This is a genomic window from Cupriavidus sp. USMAHM13, from assembly GCF_001854285.1.
Lineage (GTDB): Bacteria > Pseudomonadota > Gammaproteobacteria > Burkholderiales > Burkholderiaceae > Cupriavidus > Cupriavidus malaysiensis.
In genome coordinates this window covers 902,519-923,915 of record NZ_CP017752.1, presented here as the reverse complement: position 1 = coordinate 923,915, position 21,397 = coordinate 902,519, and the positions used below count along the sequence as shown (strand labels likewise).

27 protein-coding genes and 1 pseudogene are annotated in these 21,397 nt (G+C 71.2%); 18 read left to right on the top strand and 10 right to left on the bottom strand.

The genetic code is table 11. From position 1 onward, the window contains the following. Nucleotides 1-304 precede the first annotated feature (304 nt). The 10 genes from atpD to BKK81_RS22455 all read left to right on the top strand — a co-directional run bounded on the left by atpD (nucleotide 305) and on the right by BKK81_RS22455 (nucleotide 7,866). The gene (gene atpD / locus BKK81_RS22500; RefSeq protein ID WP_231908198.1) at nucleotides 305-1,699 is read left to right on the top strand and encodes a F0F1 ATP synthase subunit beta; all 1,395 of its coding nucleotides are present in this window, start codon (nucleotides 305-307) and stop codon (nucleotides 1,697-1,699) included. Nucleotides 1,700-1,719: 20 nt separating this feature from the next. Next, nucleotides 1,720-2,178, top strand: coding sequence for a F0F1 ATP synthase subunit epsilon (locus tag BKK81_RS22495; protein ID WP_071022048.1), 459 nt, complete (start codon nucleotides 1,720-1,722; stop codon nucleotides 2,176-2,178). Beyond that, complete coding sequence (locus BKK81_RS36110; RefSeq protein WP_197524036.1) at nucleotides 2,175-2,597, top strand: AtpZ/AtpI family protein; 423 nt, start codon at nucleotides 2,175-2,177, stop codon at nucleotides 2,595-2,597. The genes BKK81_RS22495 and BKK81_RS36110 overlap by 4 nt, the downstream gene beginning before the upstream one ends. Continuing rightward, the gene (locus BKK81_RS22485; protein ID WP_083384353.1) at nucleotides 2,594-2,935 is read left to right on the top strand and encodes an N-ATPase subunit AtpR; all 342 of its coding nucleotides are present in this window, start codon (nucleotides 2,594-2,596) and stop codon (nucleotides 2,933-2,935) included. Before BKK81_RS36110 ends, BKK81_RS22485 begins: the two co-directional genes overlap by 4 nt. Further along, on the top strand, nucleotides 2,932-3,714 hold the full coding sequence (locus BKK81_RS22480) for a F0F1 ATP synthase subunit A (RefSeq protein WP_083384352.1): 783 nt from the start codon (nucleotides 2,932-2,934) through the stop codon (nucleotides 3,712-3,714). The genes BKK81_RS22485 and BKK81_RS22480 overlap by 4 nt, the downstream gene beginning before the upstream one ends. Beyond that, nucleotides 3,711-3,959: a F0F1 ATP synthase subunit C gene (locus BKK81_RS22475; RefSeq protein WP_071017853.1), complete on the top strand. Its 249-nt coding sequence runs from the start codon at nucleotides 3,711-3,713 to the stop codon at nucleotides 3,957-3,959. Before BKK81_RS22480 ends, BKK81_RS22475 begins: the two co-directional genes overlap by 4 nt. Nucleotides 3,960-3,971: 12 nt before the next feature. Next, the gene (locus BKK81_RS22470; protein WP_071017851.1) at nucleotides 3,972-4,727 is read left to right on the top strand and encodes a F0F1 ATP synthase subunit B family protein; all 756 of its coding nucleotides are present in this window, start codon (nucleotides 3,972-3,974) and stop codon (nucleotides 4,725-4,727) included. Then, nucleotides 4,711-6,510 (top strand): F0F1 ATP synthase subunit alpha, encoded by a 1,800-nt coding sequence (locus BKK81_RS22465; RefSeq protein ID WP_083384351.1) that lies wholly within the window; start codon nucleotides 4,711-4,713, stop codon nucleotides 6,508-6,510. Before BKK81_RS22470 ends, BKK81_RS22465 begins: the two co-directional genes overlap by 17 nt. Beyond that, nucleotides 6,507-7,385, top strand: coding sequence for a F0F1 ATP synthase subunit gamma (locus BKK81_RS22460; RefSeq protein WP_071017849.1), 879 nt, complete (start codon nucleotides 6,507-6,509; stop codon nucleotides 7,383-7,385). The genes BKK81_RS22465 and BKK81_RS22460 overlap by 4 nt, the downstream gene beginning before the upstream one ends. A gap of 196 nt (nucleotides 7,386-7,581) precedes the next feature. Next, the gene (locus tag BKK81_RS22455) at nucleotides 7,582-7,866 is read left to right on the top strand and encodes a hypothetical protein (protein WP_071017847.1); all 285 of its coding nucleotides are present in this window, start codon (nucleotides 7,582-7,584) and stop codon (nucleotides 7,864-7,866) included. Nucleotides 7,867-7,954: 88 nt separating this feature from the next. Here the strand turns inward: BKK81_RS22455 and BKK81_RS22450 are convergent, their stop codons facing one another. Next, complete coding sequence (locus BKK81_RS22450; RefSeq protein WP_071017845.1) at nucleotides 7,955-9,487, bottom strand: thymidine phosphorylase family protein; 1,533 nt, start codon at nucleotides 9,485-9,487, stop codon at nucleotides 7,955-7,957. A 30-nt stretch (nucleotides 9,488-9,517) separates the two neighbouring features. Continuing rightward, entirely contained in the window at nucleotides 9,518-9,973 is a 456-nt protein-coding gene (locus tag BKK81_RS22445) for a universal stress protein (protein ID WP_071017844.1), read from the bottom strand. Between the two features lie 151 nt (nucleotides 9,974-10,124). Between BKK81_RS22445 and BKK81_RS22440 the strand changes: the two genes are divergently transcribed. After that, nucleotides 10,125-10,778: a BON domain-containing protein gene (locus BKK81_RS22440; protein WP_071017842.1), complete on the top strand. Its 654-nt coding sequence runs from the start codon at nucleotides 10,125-10,127 to the stop codon at nucleotides 10,776-10,778. 28 nt (nucleotides 10,779-10,806) lie between these two features. On the opposite strand, the gene BKK81_RS22435 is transcribed toward BKK81_RS22440, so the two are convergent. Beyond that, a complete protein-coding gene (locus tag BKK81_RS22435; protein ID WP_156811422.1) occupies nucleotides 10,807-11,067 on the bottom strand; it encodes a hypothetical protein in 261 nt (86 codons plus the stop codon). A gap of 373 nt (nucleotides 11,068-11,440) precedes the next feature. On the opposite strand from BKK81_RS22435, the gene BKK81_RS22430 reads away from it, so the two are divergent. After that, nucleotides 11,441-11,788, top strand: coding sequence for an ArsR/SmtB family transcription factor (locus BKK81_RS22430; protein WP_071017840.1), 348 nt, complete (start codon nucleotides 11,441-11,443; stop codon nucleotides 11,786-11,788). 58 nt (nucleotides 11,789-11,846) lie between these two features. Here the strand turns inward: BKK81_RS22430 and BKK81_RS22425 are convergent, their stop codons facing one another. The 4 genes from BKK81_RS22425 to BKK81_RS22410 are packed head-to-tail and all read right to left on the bottom strand — an operon-like array spanning nucleotide 11,847 to nucleotide 13,912. Next, nucleotides 11,847-12,551 (bottom strand): aquaporin, encoded by a 705-nt coding sequence (locus BKK81_RS22425; protein WP_071017838.1) that lies wholly within the window; start codon nucleotides 12,549-12,551, stop codon nucleotides 11,847-11,849. 5 nt (nucleotides 12,552-12,556) lie between these two features. Next, nucleotides 12,557-13,060: an arsenate reductase ArsC gene (locus BKK81_RS22420; RefSeq protein ID WP_071017836.1), complete on the bottom strand. Its 504-nt coding sequence runs from the start codon at nucleotides 13,058-13,060 to the stop codon at nucleotides 12,557-12,559. A 10-nt stretch (nucleotides 13,061-13,070) separates the two neighbouring features. Beyond that, entirely contained in the window at nucleotides 13,071-13,571 is a 501-nt protein-coding gene (locus BKK81_RS22415) for an ArsI/CadI family heavy metal resistance metalloenzyme (RefSeq protein WP_071017834.1), read from the bottom strand. Between the two features lie 11 nt (nucleotides 13,572-13,582). Continuing rightward, a complete protein-coding gene (locus BKK81_RS22410) occupies nucleotides 13,583-13,912 on the bottom strand; it encodes an ArsR/SmtB family transcription factor (protein WP_071017832.1) in 330 nt (109 codons plus the stop codon). A gap of 283 nt (nucleotides 13,913-14,195) precedes the next feature. Here BKK81_RS22410 and BKK81_RS22405 point away from each other — a divergent pair, with 283 nt between their 5' ends. Together BKK81_RS22405 and BKK81_RS22400 are read left to right on the top strand one after the other, a co-directional pair. Further along, complete coding sequence (locus BKK81_RS22405) at nucleotides 14,196-14,537, top strand: helix-turn-helix domain-containing protein (protein ID WP_335582885.1); 342 nt, start codon at nucleotides 14,196-14,198, stop codon at nucleotides 14,535-14,537. Between the two features lie 3 nt (nucleotides 14,538-14,540). Next, nucleotides 14,541-15,842 (top strand): type II toxin-antitoxin system HipA family toxin, encoded by a 1,302-nt coding sequence (locus BKK81_RS22400; protein ID WP_071017829.1) that lies wholly within the window; start codon nucleotides 14,541-14,543, stop codon nucleotides 15,840-15,842. 88 nt (nucleotides 15,843-15,930) lie between these two features. On the opposite strand, the gene BKK81_RS22395 is transcribed toward BKK81_RS22400, so the two are convergent. The 3 genes and pseudogenes from BKK81_RS22395 to BKK81_RS36945 form a co-directional block, all read right to left on the bottom strand. Further along, complete coding sequence (locus tag BKK81_RS22395; RefSeq protein ID WP_071017827.1) at nucleotides 15,931-18,417, bottom strand: arsenate reductase (azurin) large subunit; 2,487 nt, start codon at nucleotides 18,415-18,417, stop codon at nucleotides 15,931-15,933. 15 nt (nucleotides 18,418-18,432) lie between these two features. Beyond that, complete coding sequence (locus BKK81_RS22390) at nucleotides 18,433-18,780, bottom strand: arsenate reductase (azurin) small subunit (RefSeq protein WP_335582884.1); 348 nt, start codon at nucleotides 18,778-18,780, stop codon at nucleotides 18,433-18,435. Between the two features lie 118 nt (nucleotides 18,781-18,898). Then, nucleotides 18,899-18,952, bottom strand: a pseudogene (locus BKK81_RS36945) (twin-arginine translocation signal domain-containing protein); the annotation flags it as partial. A 368-nt stretch (nucleotides 18,953-19,320) separates the two neighbouring features. On the opposite strand from BKK81_RS36945, the gene BKK81_RS22385 reads away from it, so the two are divergent. The 4 genes from BKK81_RS22385 (at nucleotide 19,321) to BKK81_RS22370 (ending at nucleotide 21,360) form a co-directional block, all read left to right on the top strand. Next, nucleotides 19,321-19,812, top strand: a complete 492-nt coding sequence (locus BKK81_RS22385; RefSeq protein WP_071017825.1) for a universal stress protein — start codon at nucleotides 19,321-19,323, stop codon at nucleotides 19,810-19,812. A 47-nt stretch (nucleotides 19,813-19,859) separates the two neighbouring features. Continuing rightward, nucleotides 19,860-20,327, top strand: coding sequence for a universal stress protein (locus tag BKK81_RS22380; RefSeq protein ID WP_071017824.1), 468 nt, complete (start codon nucleotides 19,860-19,862; stop codon nucleotides 20,325-20,327). A 103-nt stretch (nucleotides 20,328-20,430) separates the two neighbouring features. Continuing rightward, a complete protein-coding gene (locus BKK81_RS22375; protein ID WP_071017822.1) occupies nucleotides 20,431-20,712 on the top strand; it encodes a DUF1488 domain-containing protein in 282 nt (93 codons plus the stop codon). A 96-nt stretch (nucleotides 20,713-20,808) separates the two neighbouring features. Then, nucleotides 20,809-21,360 carry a hypothetical protein gene (locus tag BKK81_RS22370; RefSeq protein ID WP_071017820.1) on the top strand — a complete coding sequence of 184 codons (552 nt, stop codon included), beginning with the start codon at nucleotides 20,809-20,811 and terminating at the stop codon, nucleotides 21,358-21,360. The last annotated feature ends 37 nt before the right edge of the window (nucleotides 21,361-21,397 follow it).

Here is a 21,397-nt window from a genome sequence, read left to right as displayed (position 1 = left end):
CCACGCGGCCGGCCCGGGCGCGCCAGGGCCCACCCTCCCACCATAGCAGCCGGGCGCCTGCGAGCGCACCCCTCGCTTGATGGATATCAATCCGCGGCGTGACGGCGGCGTCTACAGTAGGAAGTGACTGTCCCGAGGCGCCGGCCGCGATTGCCTGCACCTGGCCGCGAGCGGCGCCGCCGGGACCCGACCGCATCGCCGCAACGCCGAACCGTTGGAAACGCGCCCCCTCCCACCCCAGACCGCCCGGACCGCCCGGACCGCCCGGACCGCCCAGGCTGCCGGCCCGCCCGGCAGCGCGCGGGTGCGCGCCATCCGTGGCGCGGTGCTCGACATCGACTGCGCCGGCCAGCCGCTGCCCGCTCTCTGCGACGTGCTGGCGGTAGCGCTGGACGGAGGCGGCGAGGTGCTGGCGGAGGTACAGGCCCACCTGGACCGCGGCAGCGTGCGCGCCATCGCGCTGCAGTCGACCAGCGGCATGCGGCGCGGCGCGGCCGTGCGCCTGGGCGGCGGACCGCTGCGGGTGCCGGTGGGCGAAGCCGTGCTCGGGCGCCTGCTCGACGTCACCGGCACGCCGCGCGACGGCGGGCCGGCACTGCCCGCCGGCACGCCGCTGCGCCCGCTGCACCGCGCCGCGCCGCCGCTGGCGGCGCAGGCGCCGGGCACCGAGATCTTCCGCACCGGCGTCAAGATCCTCGACCTGCTGACACCGATCGCCCAGGGTGGCAAGGCCGCCATGTTCGGCGGCGCCGGCGTCGGCAAGACCGTGCTGGTGATGGAACTGATCCATGCCATGGCCGAGCGCTACCAGGGTATTTCGGTCTTCGCCGGGGTCGGCGAACGCTCGCGCGAGGGCCACGAGATGCTGCTCGACATGCGCGGCTCGGGCGTGCTCGGCCGCACCGTGCTGGTCTACGGCCAGATGAACGAGCCGCCCGGCGCGCGCTGGCGCGTGCCGCTGACCGCCGTGGCCGCCGCCGAGTTCTTCCGCGACGAGCGCCGCCAGGACGTGCTCTTGCTGATGGACAATGTGTTCCGCTTCGTGCAGGCCGGCGCCGAGGTCTCCGGGCTGCTCGGGCGCCTGCCCTCGCGCGTCGGCTACCAGCCCACGCTGGCCAGCGAGGTGGCGGCGCTGCACGAGCGCATCACCGCCACGCGCGACGCCGCCATCACGGCGATCGAGGCGGTCTACGTGCCGGCCGACGACTTCACCGATCCCGCCGTCACCGCCATCGGCAGCCACGTCGACAGCATGATCGTGCTGTCGCGCGCGATGGCGGCCGAGGGCATGTACCCGGCGGTCGATCCGATCGCCTCGTCCTCGGTACTGCTCGATCCGCTGCTGCTGGGCGACGACCACGTGGCCACCGCCAACGCGGTGCGCCAGGCCATCGAGCACTACCGCGAGCTGCAGGACGTCATCGCCCTGCTCGGCGTCGAGGAGCTGGGCGCGCAGGACCGCCGCGTGGTGGCACGCGCGCGGCGCCTGCAGCGTTTCCTGACCCAGCCGTTCACCGTCACCGAGAACTTCACCGGCGTGGCCGGCCGCTCGGTGGCCGTCGCCGACACCCTGGCCGGCTGCCGCGCCATCCTCGACGGCGAATGCGACGACTGGCAGGAGCAGTCGCTCTACATGATCGGCACGCTGGACGAGGCACGCGAGCGCGAGCAGCAGGCGCGGCAAGGGGGCACGCCATGACACCCGCCATGACACCGGCCATGACGCCTGCCAGCGCCGCGCCGCGCGCCCTGCACCTGCGCATCGCCACCCCCGACGGACTGGCGGTGGACGAGGCCGGCGTGCGCGCGCTGCGCGCCGAGGACGACAGCGGCGCCTTCGGTGTGCTGCCGGAGCACGCCGACTTCCTCACCGTGCTGGTGCCCTGCGTGGTGCGCTGGCACGGCGCCGACGGCACGCATCGCTTCTGCATGGTGGAGGGCGGCATGCTGCGCGTGGACGGCGGCGCGGAAGTCGCCATCGCCACCGCCGCCGCGGTGCTGGGCGACAGCCTGGAGGCGGTGGCCGCGCGCGTGCGCGAAGCGCGCGAGCGGCGCCTGGAGGCAGCGCGCAATGCGCGCGTCGAGCAGACCCGGCTGCATGCGCGCGCGGTACGCGAGATCGTGCGCTGCCTGCGCCCGGACCTGCATGTCGACGGCATCGGGAGGCTGGAGCCATGAGCGCAACGCAGCACGATGGCGCACATGCCGCCGGTGGTCCTGGCGGTCCTGGTGACGCCGATGGCGCCGTCGATGGCGCCGTCGATGGGGGCGGCGGCAAGGGCGGCGCTCACGGCCAGGGCAAGGGCAACGGCAACGGCAACGGCGGTGAACGCGTGGCGCAGCGCGCGCTGGCCCGCGCACGGCAGGCCGCGCGCGTGCCGGAGCCCTCGCTGGCCAGCCGCCTGGCCCAGATCGGCGTGCTCGGCTGGACCATCGTGCTGCCCACCGTGCTCGCGCTGGCGGCCGGCCGCTGGCTGGACCGGCGGCTGCATACCGGCGTCTTCTTCTCGGCGCCGCTGTTGATGATCGGGGCCGCCATCGGCCTCTGGTGCGCCTGGCGCTGGATGCGGCGCCACGGCGGGGAGGATGGGCAATGATCGACCTGGGCGGAGCGGCTGCCGCGCTCACCGGCGGACTGGCCGGTGGAGCGGCGGGCGCGGTGGCGGGGCTCGTGGCGGGACTGGCGGGAGGGCTGGCGCACTTCGGCAGCCTGCACGCCGTGGTGCGGCGCCTGCAGCGCGGCGCCACCGCCGGCGCGCTGGCGCTGCAGGGCGTGCGCCTGGCGCTGACCGGCGCCCTGCTGTTCGCCTGCGCCAAGGCAGGCGCGGCACCGCTGCTGGGCGCCGGCGCCGGCCTGCTGGCGGCGCGCGCCGTGGTACTGCGCCGCCTGCCCCGGCCACGCGATGGACGCGCTGCGCGCGCGGACACGCCATGACCTTGCACTCGCCGCTGCTGACCGAGCCCTTGTTCCACCTCGGGCCGGTCCCCGTCTCCGCCCCCGTGCTGATGACCTGGGCCATCATGCTGGCGCTGGGCGCGGGCGCCTGGCTGGCCACGCGCCGCCTGGCGCTGCACCCGTCGCGGCACCAGGCCGCGCTGGAACTGCTGGTGACGACGCTCGACCAGCAGATCCGCGACACCATGCAGGTGGCGCCGGAGCGCTACCGCGCCCTGCTGGGCACGCTCTTCCTCTACATCCTGCTGGCCAACTGGTCCTCGCTGCTGCCCGGCGTCGAGCCGCCCACCGCCCACCTGGAGACCGACGCCGCGCTGGCCCTGCTGGTGCTGGCCGCGACGGTGCTGCACGGCGTGCGCAGCCGCGGCCTGGCCGGCTACCTGCGCACCTTCGCCGAGCCCAGCTGGCTGATGGTGCCGCTCAACCTCGTCGAGCAGCTCACGCGCACCTTCTCGCTGGTGGTGCGCCTGTTCGGCAACGTGATGAGCGGCGTCTTCGTGGTCGGCATCGTGCTGTCGCTGGCCGGCCTGCTGGTGCCGATCCCGCTGATGGCGCTGGACCTGCTGACCGGCGCGGTGCAGGCCTACATCTTCACGGTACTGGCGATGGTCTTCATCGGCGCGGCGGTGGCCGACGCGCAGCCGGGCGCGGTCGAAGGCATGCGGCCGCGCGGGCCGGACGAGCGGCCGGCCCGGGGCGCTGCACGCGAGCCGCGGGCAGCGCTGGATCAGGACAAGGAAAAGGAGAGCGCAAGATGAACAACCTCGTGGAAGTGGTCAGCATCATCGCGGCGGCAGTGGCGGTGTCGTTCGGCGCGATCGGGCCGGCGCTGGCCGAAGGCAGGGCGGTGGCCGCCGCCATGGACGCGCTGGCGCGGCAGCCCGAAGCGGCCGGCACCATCTCGCGCACCCTCTTCGTGGGCCTGGCGATGATCGAGACCATGGCCATCTACTGCCTGGTGGTGGCGCTGCTGGTGCTGTTCGCCAACCCCTTCCTCAAGTAGGCGGGGCCCATCATGCGCATCGACTGGTGGACGCTCGGCCTGCAGGCCGTCAACGCCCTGGTGCTGGTGTGGATCCTGTCGCGCTTCCTGTTCCGGCCGGTCGCCAGGATCATCGCCGCGCGGCAGCAGGCCTGCGACGACGCACTGGCCCAGGCCCGCACGGCGCGCGACGAGGCCGGGCGCGAGCGCGAAGCCGCCGCCGCGGCGCGCGCGCAGGCCGAGGCCGAGCATGCCTCGGCGGCAGCCGGCGCCGCCGCCGAAGCGGCGCGGCTGCGCGACACCCTGGCGCAATCGGCGCGGGCCGAGGTCCAGGCCGAGCGCGCCGCGGCCGAGGCCGACATCGCGGCCGCCCGGCGCGCCGCCGTCCAGCGCGGCGGCGAGGATGCGGCGCGCCTCGCGCTCGACATCGCCGCGCGGCTGTTCGCGCGGCTGCCGCGCGAGGCCCGCATCGGCGCCTTCATCGACGGCCTGGCCGCCGCCGTGGCCGCGCTGCCGGCCCCGGCGCGCGCCGGCCTGCTGCAGGCGGACGCCGGCCTGGTACTGGCCGCGCCCTGCGCGCTCGCGGCGGATGAACTGGCGCGCTGCGCGCAGGCACTCGGCGCGGCGCTGGGCGCGGCCCCGGTCCTGGCCACGCGCGTGGACCCCGGGCTGGTGGCCGGCCTGGCGCTGGAAAGCGACCGCCAGGTGATCGGCAACAATGTGCGCGAGGACCTGGCGCGCGTGCGCGCCGCCCTCGCCCAGGAGCACGACGATGTCCCTGCCGCCTGAACCGCCGCTGGAGGGGGCTCCCCTGCCGCCGCAGGCCGGGCCGGCTGAATCGGCGCAATCTGCACTATCTGCACCGTCGGCAGAAGCAGCGGGAGCAGCGGGAGCGGCAGACGACCGCCACCCGCGCGCCGGCGCCTGGCTGGCGCAGGCGCGCGGCGCGCTGGCGCGGGCCGAGCTCGGCCCGCTGGCGCGCGAAGTGGGGCGGGTGGAACGCGCCGCCGACGGCATCGCCATGGTCGCCGGGCTGCCGCAGGCACGGCTCGACGAACTGCTGCGCTTCGATGGCGACCGCTATGGCCTGGCGCTGACCCTCGACGCGGACCGCATCGGCGCCGTGCTGCTCGACGACGACGGCTCGGTGGGCGCCGGCTGCCGCGTCAGCGCCACCGGCGAGGTGGTCAGCGTGCCGGTGGGGCCTGCCCTGCTGGGGCGGGTGGTCGATCCCCTCGGGCGGCCGCTCGACGGCCTGCCGCCGCCGGAGTGCGCGCAGCGCCTGCCGATCGAGCGCGCCGCGCCGGCCATCGTCGAGCGCGACCTGGTCAGCCAGCCGCTGGCCACCGGCATCCTGCTGGTCGACGCGCTGTTCCCGATCGGCCTCGGCCAGCGCGAACTGATTCTCGGCGACCGCGCCACCGGCAAGACCTCCATCGCCCTCGACGCCATCGTCAACCAGAAGGACAGCGGGCTCATCTGCATCTATGCCGCGGTGGGCCAGCGCGCCGGCGCCGTGGAGCGCGCCATCGAGACCGTGCGCGCGCAGGGCGCGGCCGGGCGCTGCATCTTCGTGGTGGCCTCGGCGGCGGCGGCGCCGGGCCTGCAGTGGATCGCGCCGTTTGCGGCCTTCAGCATGGGCGAGTACTTCCGCGACCGCGGCGAACATGTGCTGGTGGTGATCGACGATCTCAGCCAGCACGCCGCCACCCACCGCGAACTGGCGCTGCTGACGCGCCAGCCGCCGGGACGCGAAGCCTACCCTGGCGACATCTTCTACCTGCACGCGCGCCTGCTGGAGCGCGCCGCCAAGCTGTCGCCCGCGCTCGGCGGCGGCTCGCTGACCGCGCTGCCGATCGCGCAGACCGAGGCGGGCGACCTCTCCGCCTACATCCCCACCAACCTGATCTCGATCACCGACGGCCAGCTGGTGATGAGCAGCGAGCTGTTCGCAGCCAACCAGCGCCCGGCGGTCGACATCGGCCTCAGCGTCAGCCGCGTCGGCGGCAAGGCCCAGCCCGCCGCGCTGCGCCAGGTCTCCGGCCGCCTGCGGCTGGACTACGCGCAGTTCCAGGAACTGGAGATGTTCACGCGCTTCGGCGGCCTCACCGATGCGCGCGTCAAGGCCCGCATCGTGCGCGGCGAACGCACCCGCGCGCTGCTGCGCCAGCCCCGCTTCGCCGCGCTGGCGCCGCTGTCCCAGGTGGCGCTGCTGGCGGCGCTGGCGGCGGGCGCCTTCGACGGGCTGCCGGTCGAGGACGTGGGCCGCCTGCGTGCGCGGCTGCCCGCGTGGCTGCAGGCACATGGCGCGGCCCTGCCCGATGGCGGCCCGCTCGGCGCCGAGGCCGAGGCGTCGCTGGCGGAGGCGGTGCGGGCCTGCCTGCGCGGGATGGCGCAGGAGTCCGCTCGGGGGGCGGCACAAGCGGCGGCACAAGCGGCGGCACAAGCGGCGACACAAGCGGCGGCACAGGACACGGCGCACGAGGCGGCGCATGCCAGCGAGGCGTCCGGCACTGCCACCGCGACCGCAGCGGAGCCCGCGCCGCAGCGCGCACCGGGGTCCCCGCCATGAGCACGCGGCGCGGCGAACTCCAGGCCCGCATCGCGGGCGTGCGCCAGCTCGAGGCCGTGGTCGGCGCCGTGCGCGGCATGGCGGCCAGCCGGTCGGCCGAGGCGCGCGCCCACCTGCCCGGCGTGCACGCCTGCGCGGCCATGCTGGCGCAGGCCATCGGCGATGCGCTGGCGCTGGCCGGCGCGGCGGACCCGGCCGGTGCCGCCGCGCAGCCGCCACGGCAGGCACCGGCCGCACCAGCCACCCCGCGCGTCAGCGTGGTGATCGGCAGCGACCAGGGCTTCGTCGGCACCTTCAACGAGCGGCTGCTGGACACCGCCCAGGCCGGCGCCGGCGCCCACGGCACGGTCTACTACATCGTGGGCCAGCGCGCCGCCGCGCTGGCCGCCGAGCGCGGCCTGGCACCGGCCTGGTCGGCGCCGATGGCCGCCCACCCGGGCGACGTGGCCGCGCTGGCCACACGCCTGGCGCACGCGCTCGAACCGCAGCTGGCGGCCGCCCGGCCCGCCGCGCTCAGCGCCTGGCACGCGTGCCCGCCACCGGCCACGTCGCCCATCCGCGAACTGCGCCTGCTGCCCTTCGACTACGGCCGCTTCACCCGGCCCGCCCACCGCCAGCCGCCGCTGGCCAGCCTGCCCGCGCCGCTGCTGCTGGCGCGCCTGGCCGAGTCGTATATCCACACCCAGCTGTGTGAAGCGCTGTTGCAGTCCTTCGCCGCCGAGAACGAAGCACGCATGCGCACCATGCTGTCGGCGCGCGACCACGTGCGCGCGACCCTGGCCCGGCTGGAGATGCAGGCGGGACGCGAGCGCCAGGAACAGATCACCAACGAGATCATCGAACTGGGCGCTGCCGGCGCCGGGGAGGAGGCATGAGCCCTGGGCCGCGCGGGCCGCCACCCCTGCCGCCGCGCTGCGGCCACAGGCGCGCCACCCGCGCTGCCTTGACGCAGGACAAGATGTGCACCACCGGCTGTGCCAGCATCACAGGCAACCATCACAACGCACCCGTCGCGGCCCGGCGCGCCCACCGGCGTCCGCCGCCACCCCGGGGCATCCAGGAGACCACACCATGACCCAGACCGCATCCACCCAGCCGCACGCGGCCACGCCGGGCCCCGCCAGCGCCGCTGAGATCCGCGCCGTGATCGGCCCCTTCGAGGCCGAAGTGATCGCGCAGATCCTTGCTCTCGAACCGACCCTCGATGAAGTACGGCTGGCCTACAAATGGCTGCGCTCCGACGAGCACCTGCTGCGCGGCATGGATTCGAGCCTGCTGTCCGGCCGCGCGGCCCAGGTGTTCGAGGTGCTCGACGCCGAATTTCCCGACTTCGACTCCGGCGGCCACCCGGCCTGAGCGCCAGCGGCAGGCCCGACGCAGCGCCGCGCCGCGCTCGGGCGGCGCTTGACCTGGATCGCAGCCGGTGCCGGTCACGGCGCGCGGATCAGCCGGCCTCGCCGATCATGATGGCCGGATGCGCGGCGAGAAAGCCGCCCGCGTAGGCCAGTTCGCCCGAGGCCTGCGCATGCAGCGTCAGCAGCGGCTGGCCGGCGCGCACCGTGTCGCCCAGCCGCACGTGCAGGTCGATGCCCGCGACCTGGCGCTCGGGCGCGCCGGCCAGCCTGGCGGCGCGTGCCAGCCGGCGGTTGTCGATGGTGGCCACCACGCCGTCGCGTGGCGCCGGTACATCGCGCAGGAACAGCGCGCGGCCAGGCGCGCGCAAACCGCCCTGCGCCTCGCAGATGGCCTGGAACCGGGTCCAGGCGGCACCGCCGGCCAGCAGCGCCGCGGCCAGCGCCGCCCCCTCGCCGGCGCCGCAGGCCCCGCAGAACTCCATCAGTTCGCCGGCCAGCATCAGGCTGCGCTCGCGCAGGTCGTGCGGCGCCGACGGCGCGCCCTGCAGCACCGCCAGCACGTCACGCGCCTCCAGCGCCGGCCCGATACCGCGCCCGACCGGCTGGGTGCCGTCGGTGCGCACGATGCGCACACGCACGCCGAGGGCCTGCGCGGCAAGCGTCAGCAGACTGCGCAGGCGCTCCAGGTCGGCTTCCTCGCGCACCTTGGCGGTTGGGCCCACCGGCACGTCGATCAGCACATGGGTGGAGCCCGCGGCCACCTTTTTCGACAAGATCGACGCCACCAGCTGCGCGTCGCTGTCCAGGTCGAGCGCGCGCTCGACCTGGATCAGCATGTCGTCGGCCGGACTCAGCCCGAGCGCCCCGCCCCAGGCCAGCGACGCCCCGGCCTGCTCCACTACCTGGCGCAGCGTGGCGGCATCGAGGTCGACGCGGGTCAGCACCGCCATGGTGTCGGCGGTGCCGGCCGGCGAGGTGATCGCGCGCGAGGAGGTCTTGGGCACCAGCAGGCCGGCCGCGGCGGCGACCGCCACCACGATGGGCGAGGTGCGGTTGCCGGGCAGCCCGCCCACGCAATGCTTGTCGGCCACCACGGGCCGATTCCAGGACAGCCGCTCGCCGGTGCCGATCATGGCGCGGGTCAGGTCGATGGTCTCGCGCTCCGTCATGCGCCCGCCCGCGCAGGCGGCCAGGAAGGCGGCGATGGGCACGCCGGTGTAGCTGCCGCTGGCCACGTCCTGCATGATGGCGTCGAGCTGCGCGCCCGCGAGTTCGTTGCCGTAGACCTTGGCGCGCACCCAGCGCAGCGATTCCAGCCCGGGCGCGTGGGTGACGTAGACCAGATCCCCCGCACGCGCCTCCAGCGCGCCGCTGGCGCTGGCCGACAAAGCCGCCTCGGCGCGGCCGAGCACGCCCGAGCCGACCACGTTGACGGTGGCGATCAGCCGCCGCGCGCCGACCTGCACCTGCACGCGCGCCTGCGCGCGGAAGCCCTCGGCGCGGCACACCGCGCAGTCGCGGTGCAGGTAGATCACGTGCTCCTGCCAGGTATCGATATCCAGCGCGCGGTAGCGCAGGGGCTCCAGCACGCAGGGGCTGTCGAAGCGGACCGTGTCGTTCATGGCAGTCTCCCCGGGGCGCGCCGGCCCGGCTCAGTCATCGGCATTGCTGCGCGTGAGCAGCATGGGACCGGCCCATTCGCGCAGCACGGCGCGGGCCACGCTGCCCATCACCGCACGGCGCAGGCCGCGACGCCCATGGGTACCCATCGCGATGAGATCGGCGTGGCAGGCCTCGGCGCGTGCCACCAGCGTGCGCGCGACCTGGCCCGGCGCGACGCAGTGCTCGACCAGTGCCAGCGTATGGGCGACACCCGCCGCGCCGAGCTGGTCGCCGGTGGCACGCAGCACACCGCGTCCGAACTCGGCCATGCTGCGCCATAGCGCGTCACGGTCGAGGTAAGCCACTTCGAGCAGGGGCTCGCGGTCATCCAGCACATAGACCGCGTGCACGGTCGCGGCCATCGCGCGGGCGAGTGCCGCCGCCTCGAACGTGGCCAGGCGGGAGGCATGGCTGCCGTCCACCGCCAGGAGGATGGTTCGATACATGGGTGCTCCTTGCGCTCGCGCAGGGCGATCCGTGCCGGACGGACCGCTGCTGCCAGCCTAGCCAAGGCGCATGCCGCCACGTTGACATGGGTCAAGGGCGCCGCGCGCGGCTCGCCTAGTCTGCAGGTGTGCCGCCGCGAGGAGAACCGAGATGAAGGGCGATATCCAGCTCAAGCAGGACGTGATGGAAGAACTGGCCTGGGATCCGGCCGTCGACGCCACCGGCATCGGCGTCGAGGTGCAGGACGGCATCGTGACGCTGAGCGGCCACCTGCCGACCTTTGCCGAGAAATACGCGGCCGAGGCAGCCGCGCAGCGCGTGACCGGGCTCAAGGGCCTGGCGGTGGAGCTCGATGTGCGCCTGCCCGACGACGCCCAGCGCACCGACGCCGACATCGCGCGCGCGGCGCGCCATGTCCTCGATTGGATGAGCGGACTGCCTGCCGACCGCATCCACCTGATGGTGGAGCACGGCGCGGTCACGCTGCGCGGCGAAGTCGACTGGAACTACCAGCGGGTGGCCGCCGAACAGGCGGTGGCGGGCCTGTTCGGCGTGCGCGGCGTCAGCAACGGACTGGCGGTCCGCCCCGCCATGGCCGCCGACGACGTCAGGCAGCGCATCCGCCAGGCCATCGAACGGCAGGCCAGCGACGATGCCGGCCACGTCAGCGTGGAAGTCAGCGAAGGCGTGGTGACGCTGCGCGGCACGCTGCGCACCTGGGCCGAACGCCAGGCCGCCTTCGAGGCGGCGTGGTCGGCGCCGGGGGTGAGCGCGGTGCACAACCAGATCCAGGTCACGCTGTAAGGCCGCGGCGGCCGGTGCGGGGCGGCGCTCAGGGCGGCGCATCCCGCGCCGCCAGCTCGCTCAAGGCCAGCACTTCGCCGGCCAGTGTGGTGGCCACCGACAGCAGGCGGGACTGGATGCCAGCCTCCGGTGCGTCACCGCCCAAGTCACCGCAGCCAGCCCCGTACTCCAGGCTTGCGACCAGCAGCGCGTGCAGTTGCGCCGCCTTCTCGGCGGCAAGGCTCAGCGGCGTTTCCGCGATGACTTCGGTGTTCAGATAAAGACTGGCGCCGACCTGTTCGGCACGCACGCCCCCGCGGAAAGAGCAGGGAGAAGTGGCTGCGGCGGCCGCCAGGGAGTGGGATAAACGAGGCGCCGAGGGCGGTGAACTAGCCATGACATGGACTCCTGTGTGCGGTTCGGGCACTGCTTCAAAACGCCGCCAACCGGCGGCTTTCCACGCACAAGTGTTCGGGACGCCAATCCCGTTCGCCGCTGTATCGACGATGCGGACAATATAGTGCCGCCCAAGGGCCAGCGGCCGGCGACGATTCCGCATGGCGACGCGATTTCCGCTCTCCGCCTTCGCTGCCCGACGGCAGCGCATCGACGCGACGCCCCGCCCGCCCCGGTTTCGGCGGACAATACCCCCTTTCCGTGCCGACGCATCGATCCCAAGCCTCATGAACAGCGACGCCGCCGTCAAAGCCCTGGCCGCGCTGGCGCAGCCTTCGCGCCTGGCCATTTTCCGCCTGCTGGTCCGGGCCGGCCGTACCGGCCTCTACGCGGGGCAGATCGGGGAAGCGCTCGGCCTCCCGCCGGCTACCCTGTCCTTCCATCTCAAGGAGCTCTCGCATGCGGGGCTGATCGCTGGCCAGCAGGAAGGGCGCAATGTGCTGTACCAGGTCCAGTTCCCGCAGATGAACGACCTGATCGGCTTCCTGGTGGAGCACTGCTGCGAGGGTGACGCGCAGGGCTGCGACGTGCCCACCTCCGCCTGCGCGCCGGCAGGCCGGAAGGCCCGGGCCTAAGCCCGCCTGCGCCGCGAGGAGCCCCGGGCCCGCGCGGACAGCCAGGATGGCGGCGCGCTCAGTCAGTCGGCTGCTCGCCCGAGGACTCGATCACATTGGGATGGCCACGCCGCGCCGCTCGCGGCTCCAGCAGCCGGTGCAGCCCCAGGCCGATGGCGCCGCCCACGCACTGTGCGATGACGAAGCCCGGCACGCTGGCGGGGGCGATGCCGGCAAAGCTGTCGCTGAACATGCGGCCGAACGCGGCCGCCGGATTGGCGAACGACGTGGATGCCGTGAACCAGTAAGCCGCGCCAATATAAGCCGCCACCATGGACGAGGCACGGCCCGCCGGCGCCCGCAAGATCACCAGCAGCAGCCCCGCCGTAGCCACCGCTTCCGCGATCCATTGGCCAGGGCCGCCGCGCACCTTGGTGGAGTACTGCAGGATGCTCAGGTCGAACATGGCATGGGCCAGCCAGGCGCCGAGCACCGCGCCGGCCAGTTGCGCGAGCAGATACGGCGCCAGCGCGGAGCCCGGCAGTTCGCCGCGAACGGCCATGACCGCACTGACCACAGGATTGAAGTGCGCGCCGCTGAGCGGCCCGAAGACTTCGATCAGTACGTACAGGCCAAGCACCGTGGCGCCCGTGTTGGCCAGCAGTGCGATGGCGACATTACCGCCGGCAAGCCGCTCCGCCATGATGCCCGAACCGATGACGATGGCCAGCAGCAGCGCCGTGCCCAGCGACTCCGCCAGAACCTTGTGCCGCAAGTCGACCATGGCGTTCAGCTCCGCGCAATGCGCTGCAGCGCGACCTGCAGCTCGGCGTCGCTCATCTCCTCGAGCGGCAGTTGCAACAGTTGCAGCATGCGATAGCCGATGGCCTGGCGCGTCAGCTCGAAGGCGACCCGCTTGCCGTCATCGCCACCCTGCGCGTTCGACGGATCGGCGTAGCCCCAATGCACTTTCACGGGGCTTCCCGGCCAGTAGGGACATTGCTCCGCCGCCGCGCTGTCGCACACGGTGATGACGACCCGCATGCGCGGGGCATCATCCGCCACGAATTCATCCCAGCTCTTGCTGCGGAAACCGGCCGTTTCCACACCGGCATTCTGCAGGGCCTCGATCGCGAACGGGTTGATGCGGCCGCTCGGCGCGCTGCCAGCGCTGTACGCGCGGACGTCGCGGCCGAGCTGCTGCGCCAGATGATTGAGCATGCCCTCGCTCAGCACGCTGCGTGCCGAATTGTGGGAGCAGAGGATCAGGACGTTGTTGGTCTTGCCGCCCATGCCGGCCTCCTCAGCAGCAGGACGTCTTGGACGTCACGGCCACGCCGATGGGCTTGCCCCTGGGCGCACGCGGCGCGCAGCAGGCCGATTCGGCAGCAGGGGCAGCGGCAGCAGCGGGCGCCTCGGCCGGCCGGCTTTCGCCGAAGACCGGCACGTTGCCCAGCGTGTGGAAGTGCTCCCAGGCGATGCCTTGCGGATCCGTGATCCAGTGCTTCTCGCTGCGCGCGTAGCAACAGGTGGTCTCGCCCTCGTCCAGCAGCGCCATGTCGGCCGCCTCGGCGCGCGTCTTCAGCTCCGCCAGTTCCGCCGCATCGTCGGTCTGGAAGCCCAGGTGGTCCAGGCCCGCCTGGGTACCACGCGTCGAGATGGCGAAGTTCACCCGCGGATCCTCGAGCATCCACTTGGCGTAGTCGGCTTCGACCCGCGCCGGCTCCGCCGCGAACAGCTTGGAATAGAAGGCGATGCTCTTGCCGAGGTCATCGACGTGGATGTGTACGTGAAAGCGCTTCATGGGATTCTCCCTCAACATTCGCAGACACCGCCGGCGGCGGTGGTTTCCGGGCAGGCGTCCCCCTGGCAGCAGTTCGCCGTCAGGAAGCCCAGCAGTGAATTCATATGTTCGAACGCCGCCCGATAGATCAGGTGCCGGCCATCCCGTTGCTGCAGGACCAGGCCCGCGTGCATCAATTCCTTCAGGTGAAAGGACAAGGTGGCGCCGGGCACCTCCAGGCGCACCGCAATGGCTCCGGGCGTCAGGCCTGTGTGGCCGGCCACCACCAGCAGCCGATAGACCTCGAGGCGCAGCCCGTGGGCCAGCGCGGCGAGGGAGCGGATCGCATCTCGTTCTTCCATATTTCCATACTAATGGAAATATAAAATATAAACAAGCCATGAGCGCGCAGTAGCATGGTGGCGGCACTGGATGGATACAGCCAACGCGCTACGGATAGGCCGCACGCGCCTTGTTTAGCTTACCGCTCACGTTTGAGCGGCAATCCATCATAATCGCTCATGGGTGAGCGCTAATATGCGCTCTCGGTTGACATGCACGCTGTCCGACCCAATACTGGAAGCTTGGGAATCGGAATCCGTAAGCGCTTACATGGCCCCCTCTAACGACGATAAGCGCTCATATGTGAGCGCAAAGAAGGATGTCACCATGCCGACGCCGGTGACTCGTGCGCTGATCAAGCTCGGCCAGGACCTGTCGCTGGCCCGCCGCCGGCGGATGCTGACACAGGTGTCGATGGCGGAACGCATCCAGACATCCGTGGCCACGCTGCGCAGGCTGGAGAAAGGCGACCCCCGCGTTCCGATCGGCACCGTTGCGCAGGCCTTCTTCGTCCTGGGCGAGTTGAACAAGATCACCGGCATGCTCGACACGGCCGCCGACGACATCGGGCTGACACTCATGAACGAGCAATTGCCGCAGCGTGTACGTGGGAAAGGCCGCAAACCTCCTTCTGGGGCCCTCTGACCCATGGCACTGACTCAGAAGAATGTGGGCGTGGCCTTGGGCCAGAGTGCCATCCCTCTCGGCGAGCTCGCCTACGCCAAGGACGGGCGGCGCGAACATTCGACGTTCGCCTACGATGCCACCTGGCTGTCCAACGCGGCGAAGTTTTCCATTTCGCCAGACCTCCCACTCGTAGACGGCAACCAGTTCCGCAAGGCACCATCCAAAGAGGACTCCATTTTCCACTTCGCATTCGCGGACACCGAGCCGGACGGCTGGGGCTGCCGGGTCATCGCGCGCGATCACGCCAAGCGTCGCAAATCCGCGCAGCAGGACGGCAAGCCCGTTTCGAATGCCGAACTCAGCGAGATGGACTACCTGCTCGGCGTCGATGATATGAGCCGGATCGGCGCCATCCGGCTCCGGGCCCCGGACACCCGGGCTTTCCTTCGCGTCATCGAAGAAGGCGGGCGCGGTACACCGCCGTTGCTCGAGCTCGCGCCGCTGATGGCTGCGTCGCGCGCGGTGGAGATGAACCAGGAGACCGAGGCCGATCTGCGATACCTTCGCGGCCGCGGCACCTCCATCGGTGGCATGCGACCGAAATGCACGATCGTAGACGAAGACGGACACCTGGCCATCGGCAAGTTCCCGAGCGTGAAGGATGACCGCAGTGTGACGCGCGGTGAAGTCCTCGCACTGCACCTGGCTGCAGCCGCCGGCATCTCCGTCGCCGATTCGCGCATCGTGATGTCTGAGGACACCCCCGTCGCACTCATCCGCCGCTTCGACCGGGTTGCAGGCGGCGGCCGGATTCCCTACCTGTCGGCGGGCTCGATGATGCAGGCGTCCAGACAGGAGGACCATGCCTACACGCAGATTGCGGACACCATCATCGCAAACAGCGTCGACCCGGGCCAGGACCTCCAGGAGCTGTGGCGCCGGCTCGCCTTCAATCTGCTCATCACGAACGTCGACGACCACGTGCAGAACCACGGCTTCCTGCATGTCGCACACGGCCAATGGCGCCTGGCGCCCGCATTCGACATCAATCCGTTCCCGGACAAGGACCAGGAACTCAAGTTGTGGCTCGATGAGGCCTATGGCCCTGTCGATTCCATTGAGGCGGTAGTCAGCGTGGCGGGCTATTTTCGCTTGGATTCCGCCACGGTCCGGCGTGTGCTGGGTGAGGTCTGTGCCGCCATCCGCACCTGGAAAACCGTGGCGACATCGGCAGCGGTCGGCATGTCAGGCCGTGACCTGGAAGACTTTGCGCCTGCCTTCGAGAACCAGCAGATGCGCATCGCCAAGACGCTCTTGAAATAACAGATAGGCAGACAGGCCGATAGCGGCTACGGGCACGGCCCGTCGTCTTCGCCCGGGCCGTGCCTGCTCACGCATGACGGCACAGAGATCAGGCCGGATCGAACCGTCGCCGCTTGAAGCTGACGGTATCCTTGAACTCCTCGCTGCTGCCCACCCGGCGCAGATCCGCCCAGGTGCCTTTGTAGTAGGGCACGACATTGCGGTCGGTCCAGGGCGTGGTCACGTTGCCGACGATGCCGTTGTAGTGGGCAAACTGCATGAAGGCCTGCTTGTGCTTGATGTCGGGCTCCAGGTAAGCCATAGCATAGGTCGTGCCGTAGTCGTTGAACACCTCGACCACGTCGCCCGAAGCAATGCCGAGCGGACGCGCGTCCTCGGGGTTCAGCTCCAGGTAGGCCATCGGCACCCGCGCCCGCACGAACTCGTTGTACTGATCGTGGTACATCGTCTGCCAGACCTCGTTGACACGGCCGTTGTTGATCCAGAAGTGGTACTTGGCCTTCTGCGCCTCGACCGGCTTCGGCAAGCCGGGCCAGGTCGCCGGCTTGAACTCGGCCTTGCCGTCGGCCGTATCGAACTTGCCCTCGGTGTAGAGCATTTCCGTGCCGACCAACTTGCCGTCTTGATAGGCCTTGGCCGGCAGCTGCACGCCGTTGTTGCCCATGGCACGCAAGCGTTCGTAGGTCACCAGGTTGCCGGTGCCGCCGCCTTGGCTGTCGATGGGGCTCGCGCCGGGCTGCCCGGCCTGGCGGAAGCCGTCGTTGAAGGCATCTTCCTCGCTGCGCCAGTCGAAGCCGTCGAAGCGGGCGGCCATGTCCTGCTTGCCCTCGGCCTGGTAGAGCCGCTTCAGCGCATTGGCGATATCGGCGGCGATCAGGCAATCCGGGCGGGCCGTCCCCGGCGGATCCATGAAGCGCTGCGACAGGCGCATGCGGCGCTCGCCGTTCATCGACGTCAGGTTCATCTCGCCGGGGTGCGCGGCCGGCAGCATCAGGTGGGCGCCGTCGGCCAGCATGGTCGGGTAGAGGTTGATGTTGACCAGGAACAGCCCACCCTTGCTCTTCACGGCGTCGTAGACCGCGTCGGCCATCTGCGGTACCGAGGCGCCGCGCAGGCGCCCCATCGCCTCCCGCACGATCGCCGTGCGGCGCAGAATCACGGCGCGGTGCTCCTGCGCATTGAGCGTGGTCTGGAACGGATTGGCGCCCCAGGCCGTGTACATCATGCCCTTGCCGTGGATGATCTCCTGGTCCACATAGATCTTGGTCTTGCCGGGATAAGGCGGCCGCGCGTATCCCTCCTGGTGGCCGCCCATGCGGACCACGCCCGTCCCGCGCCGGCCCACGTTGCGGGTTGCCAGCACCAGGTCGACCAGCGCCGACTGGATCAGGTAGTTGTCGTTGCCCCAGATGATGCCTTTCTCGTAGGCGTGCATGGTGTGCGGCCGGTGGCCGGACGCCTTGGGCTTGTAGGCCCATTCGGCCGCGCGCCGCAGGCGCCCGACGGGCACGCCGGTGATCCGGCTGGTGTCCTCCAGTGACAGGTGGTTCGCACGCAGGGCCGCGTCGAATCCCTTGGTGTAAGCGCCGATGAACTCCTTGTCGTGCCAGCCCTGGTCGACCACGTAGGTCAGCAACCCGTCGAACAGGGCGATGTCGGTACCCGGTTCGATATCGAGGTGCAGCACGTTGTCCTTGCCGGCCGCCTGCTCGGCCACCGCGATGGTTGTCGTGCGGCGTGGATCGACGAAGATCACCTTGGCCGGCGCGATGCTCTCGCCCGGGAAGCGCTGCTTGCGCTTGTCGACGGTCTGGCCCTGCAGGTTGGGCAGCCAGTGCGCCAGGAAGTAGTTGGTCTGCGTCTCGTAGGAGTTGCAGCCGATGGCGACAATCACGTCCGCCAGCTCGGCGTCCTCGTAGCTGTTGTTGAGTTCACCGATGCCCATCTCGCGCGTCGCGTGGCATTCCGAGTTGTACGCCGGACGATTGTGGATCCGGACCAGCGGCGTGCGCAGTGCCGTGAACATCAGCTTGCCGGTTCCCCAGGTGTTCTCGAAGCCGCCGCCGGCGCCGCCATGGTCGAAGCAATCGAAGGCGAGCTCGCCGGGGCCATCGCGATCGAGGACGCGCTTGGTAACCCCTGCGTAGAGCGCCAGCGCATCGTCCCAGCCGATATCGACCCACTGATCGGCCAGGTAGAGACGCGGGCTGCGCAAGCGGGCGCGGCCGACCCCATCGGGGTTGAACATCACCTTGGCGAGCTGTCCGCCGCGTGTCGACGACAGCCCTTTGTTCACGCTGCACCGCTTGTCGGGCACGATCAGGATGTTGTGCCGGCTGCCGTCGCGATCGGTGACCGTGTTCTGCATGTTCGGCGTCATGATCACGGCCAGCGGCGGCAACTGCTTGCGAAAGTCCAGCCCCAGGGCATTCTGGCCCGGCGCCCGCCCGCCTTCGCTGTTTTCCGGCCATTTGTAGACGTGGTAGCCGCAACCGACGATGCAGAAGTGGCAGGTCAGATCCGTCCGCTGCGCGTTCACCGGGGGCAGCGCGACCCGGTCCTTGTTGGTAGCCATGGCGGTACGCTCCGCTTACAACAGGTTGGCTTGCCGGCCGTAGATCAGCCCCTCGACACCGACGGCCCGGAAGGTGCCGTCGCTGGCGTTGTACTCGAGTTGCACCCGCGGGAGGTTCTCGGTCGCCTGGCCCGACACCATCTGCCCGGACTTCTCCGGATCGAAGATGCTGAAGTGGCACGGGCACTTGAAGGTGCGCGCCTTGGCGTCATAGGCAACGGGACAGCCCATGTGCGTGCACAGCGTGCTGTAGGCAACCACATCGTGATCCGGTCCCGCGCCACCGGGCACCGGCGCGCCCATCTTGATCACCGCGCAGGGCGACGCGGCGTCCGGATAGGAAAAGGCGAGCGGGATGTTCACCTGGAGTTGCGCCAGGCGCGCGACCGGGCGGGTGGGGAACGGTAGGGCCGTGCGGCCAAGGTCGGCGGGGGGGCGATGCCGCCTGCGCCGGACCCGGTACATTGCCGGCGACGCTGAGCCCGGCCGCGGCACCGCCGGTGGCCTTGAGGAACTGCCTGCGCGATATCGACATGGTTGCCCCCTCCAGACAGGAACCGCAGCCATCAGCGACGCGGGTTACGGGCGTGCCGTGGTCGTTGGCATGGGGGCGATGGATGCCGAGCGGCCGCGACCCATCATGGGCCACGTGCTTTGATAGCCGATATTTTCGGAAATATAGAAATTATCTAGCTTAACGGGGCGGCAAATGCACGCTGCAACGCGGCACCGGCCGCCCGGATCTGCGCGCCCGGCTGCGAACGCGGCGCCGCAGCGGCTTTCCCTGATCCAGGTCAAGCCGCGCCGCCGCCGCCGCGCCACACTGTGGATCAAGAGAGCGGAAACATGCCAAGCGCGCTTGCCCTCCCGCGCCAGCCCCCACCCATCATCAGGAGTCCCGCCATGCCCCAGACCATCCTCGTCGCCATCGATGACAGCAGCTGCGCCAGAAAGGCCCTGCAGCAGGCGGTATCCCTGGCCGCCTCGACCCAGGCGCGGCTGGAGATCCTGCACGTGGTGGACTACGGCTACCTGAAGTACGACCTGGGCTATGTCGACGCCGGCGCACTCGGGCCGCAACTGGTAGTGGCGGGCGAAGAACTGCTGCGCGACGCCGCGGCCGCCGCCGACGCGGCCGGCGTCTCGTGCGGCGTGCACCTGGTCAACGATGTGCTGACGCTGGGCGACATCCCGTCCGCGGTGCGGCAGGCCGCCAGCGAATGCAAGGCCGACATGATCGTGATCGGCACGCACGGGCGCCACGGCCTGCGCCGCCTGCTGCTCGGCAGCGTGGCCGAAAGCCTGGCGCGCGAGTGCGAGGTGCCCGTGCTGCTGGTGCGCGAGCCGGCCGCCGCGGCAGGCGGCCAGCAGGCCGAAGCGCGCGCCGCGGCCTGAGCCCTTCCCCTTTTTTCATTGCTCGCCGCAAGGCCGGGAGACCTACCATGTATCAACGCATCCTGCTGGCGGTGGATGGCAGCCACTGCGCCGAACTGGCCATGGAGCAGGCCATCGGCCTGGCCAAGGCCGGCGGCGGCGCCGTCCAGGCGATTTTCATCGCCGACGACATCGACATGCTGTATGACGCACGCTACTACGACCCCGGGCAGATGCGGCGGGAACTGGAGGCCTGGGGCGAGAAGGTGCTCGCCGCCACCGCCAGGCGCTGCGAGGCGGCCGGCGTGCCCTGCACGACACGCCTGGTGACCCGGCCGGCGGCGCCGGGGCATTTCGCCGATTCCATCGTCGCCGAAGCCGAGGCCTGCGGCGCCGACCTGCTGGTGCTCGGCACGCATGGCCGGCGCGGCCTGTCGCGCGCGCTGATGGGCAGCGTGGCCGAGGGCGTCGTCCGCAAGAGCCGTCTGCCGGTGCTGCTGGTGCGCAGCGATTCGCGCCAGCCGGCGGCGGCTTAGCCGGCATCCGGCACGGGACCGCTGGCGCGCACGTTCTGCGGCGGCAGTGGCTACAGTAGGTAGAGGGAAGCTGGAGGAATCCAGCCAGCACAGCGAGCACGGCATGAACAAGCAGATTGCCTTTCCGGACGCCACGCCCGACTACTGCGCGGCCGGCCCCTGCCTGGACTGCGCGGCCACGGTCGACGGCCACCCCGCCACCTACTCGGTCACGGCCGAGGCGCTGGAAGACCACTTCGGCGCGCGCTCCCTGCGCGCCGACGACCTGCTCTGCGCCTTCCAGCACCACCGGCAGGAAATCCAGGACGTCGCGCGCGCGCTGTTCGAGATGACCGGTGCGCACCGCATCGTCCTGCACAGCGGGCACTTCCGCTTCGCCGGCTGAGGGCGGCCCGGCAAGGCGGCCGCGGCGCTCGCGGCGCGCAAGCGCGCGCGCTCCGCGCCCGTGCGCAAACCCAGGCGCGCACAGGAGGAAACCGACATGTCCACGCAAGACCTGGGCTGCCTGGGCAGCGAACACCTGCGCCTGTTCGGTGCCGTCACGCAGTGGTTCGCGCGTTATGAACTGCTGATGCAGGAGGCCATCGCCACCTTGAGCGGCGCCGATCCGACCGCGGTGATGCTGCTCGTGCGCCGGCTCGACTTCGGCGCCCAGCGCGAGGCGCTGCTCGACCTGCTGCGCTGCCGCCACGTACCGGTGGACCGCTTCGACCGGATCCACGCCTACCTGCTGGTGCCTCATACCCATCGGCAGTTGCTGCACGACATTGCCCACGCGCGCTGGGCGCCGGGACGCCTGCCGGGCTCGCTGCAGCCCGCCTGGGTGTTCGGCCTGCCGCGCAGCATCGTGGCGCTGCACGAGGTGCCCGATGATGGCGGCGAGCCGGCGCCGGCGCGCGCCGCCGAAGAAGACGCCTACTCGCTCGACGACCTGAGCGGCATCGTCCGCACCCTGGCCACGCACCACGCGGCGCTGGCGTCCTACCTGCGCGAGATCGGCCTGGTGAAGGACCCCGGCAGCGAAGCCGCCTGAGTCCTGCACCCGTGCCACCCGGGCGGCGCCACGGAGG

Bases quoted from the DNA above. Each gene is read 5' to 3' on its own strand.
- BKK81_RS22375 (WP_071017822.1), top strand. From the start codon at position 20,431: ATGAACAAGCAGATTGCCTTTCCGGACGCCACGCCCGACTACTGCGCG.
- BKK81_RS22455 (WP_071017847.1), top strand. From the start codon at position 7,582: ATGACCCAGACCGCATCCACCCAGCCGCACGCGGCCACGCCGGGCCCC.
- BKK81_RS22395 (WP_071017827.1), bottom strand. From the start codon at position 18,417: ATGGCTACCAACAAGGACCGGGTCGCGCTGCCCCCGGTGAACGCGCAG.
- BKK81_RS22420 (WP_071017836.1), bottom strand. From the start codon at position 13,060: ATGGGCGGCAAGACCAACAACGTCCTGATCCTCTGCTCCCACAATTCG.
- BKK81_RS22425 (WP_071017838.1), bottom strand. From the start codon at position 12,551: ATGGTCGACTTGCGGCACAAGGTTCTGGCGGAGTCGCTGGGCACGGCG.
- BKK81_RS22480 (WP_083384352.1), top strand. From the start codon at position 2,932: ATGACCTTGCACTCGCCGCTGCTGACCGAGCCCTTGTTCCACCTCGGG.
- BKK81_RS22445 (WP_071017844.1), bottom strand. From the start codon at position 9,973: ATGTATCGAACCATCCTCCTGGCGGTGGACGGCAGCCATGCCTCCCGC.
- BKK81_RS22475 (WP_071017853.1), top strand. From the start codon at position 3,711: ATGAACAACCTCGTGGAAGTGGTCAGCATCATCGCGGCGGCAGTGGCG.
- BKK81_RS22400 (WP_071017829.1), top strand. From the start codon at position 14,541: ATGGCACTGACTCAGAAGAATGTGGGCGTGGCCTTGGGCCAGAGTGCC.
- BKK81_RS22450 (WP_071017845.1), bottom strand. From the start codon at position 9,487: ATGAACGACACGGTCCGCTTCGACAGCCCCTGCGTGCTGGAGCCCCTG.
- BKK81_RS22385 (WP_071017825.1), top strand. From the start codon at position 19,321: ATGCCCCAGACCATCCTCGTCGCCATCGATGACAGCAGCTGCGCCAGA.
- BKK81_RS22440 (WP_071017842.1), top strand. From the start codon at position 10,125: ATGAAGGGCGATATCCAGCTCAAGCAGGACGTGATGGAAGAACTGGCC.
- BKK81_RS22470 (WP_071017851.1), top strand. From the start codon at position 3,972: ATGCGCATCGACTGGTGGACGCTCGGCCTGCAGGCCGTCAACGCCCTG.
- BKK81_RS22460 (WP_071017849.1), top strand. From the start codon at position 6,507: ATGAGCACGCGGCGCGGCGAACTCCAGGCCCGCATCGCGGGCGTGCGC.
- BKK81_RS22415 (WP_071017834.1), bottom strand. From the start codon at position 13,571: ATGAAGCGCTTTCACGTACACATCCACGTCGATGACCTCGGCAAGAGC.
- BKK81_RS22410 (WP_071017832.1), bottom strand. From the start codon at position 13,912: ATGGAAGAACGAGATGCGATCCGCTCCCTCGCCGCGCTGGCCCACGGG.
- BKK81_RS22370 (WP_071017820.1), top strand. From the start codon at position 20,809: ATGTCCACGCAAGACCTGGGCTGCCTGGGCAGCGAACACCTGCGCCTG.
- BKK81_RS22430 (WP_071017840.1), top strand. From the start codon at position 11,441: ATGAACAGCGACGCCGCCGTCAAAGCCCTGGCCGCGCTGGCGCAGCCT.
- BKK81_RS36110 (WP_197524036.1), top strand. From the start codon at position 2,175: ATGAGCGCAACGCAGCACGATGGCGCACATGCCGCCGGTGGTCCTGGC.
- BKK81_RS22495 (WP_071022048.1), top strand. From the start codon at position 1,720: ATGACGCCTGCCAGCGCCGCGCCGCGCGCCCTGCACCTGCGCATCGCC.
- BKK81_RS22465 (WP_083384351.1), top strand. From the start codon at position 4,711: ATGTCCCTGCCGCCTGAACCGCCGCTGGAGGGGGCTCCCCTGCCGCCG.
- BKK81_RS22380 (WP_071017824.1), top strand. From the start codon at position 19,860: ATGTATCAACGCATCCTGCTGGCGGTGGATGGCAGCCACTGCGCCGAA.
- BKK81_RS22485 (WP_083384353.1), top strand. From the start codon at position 2,594: ATGATCGACCTGGGCGGAGCGGCTGCCGCGCTCACCGGCGGACTGGCC.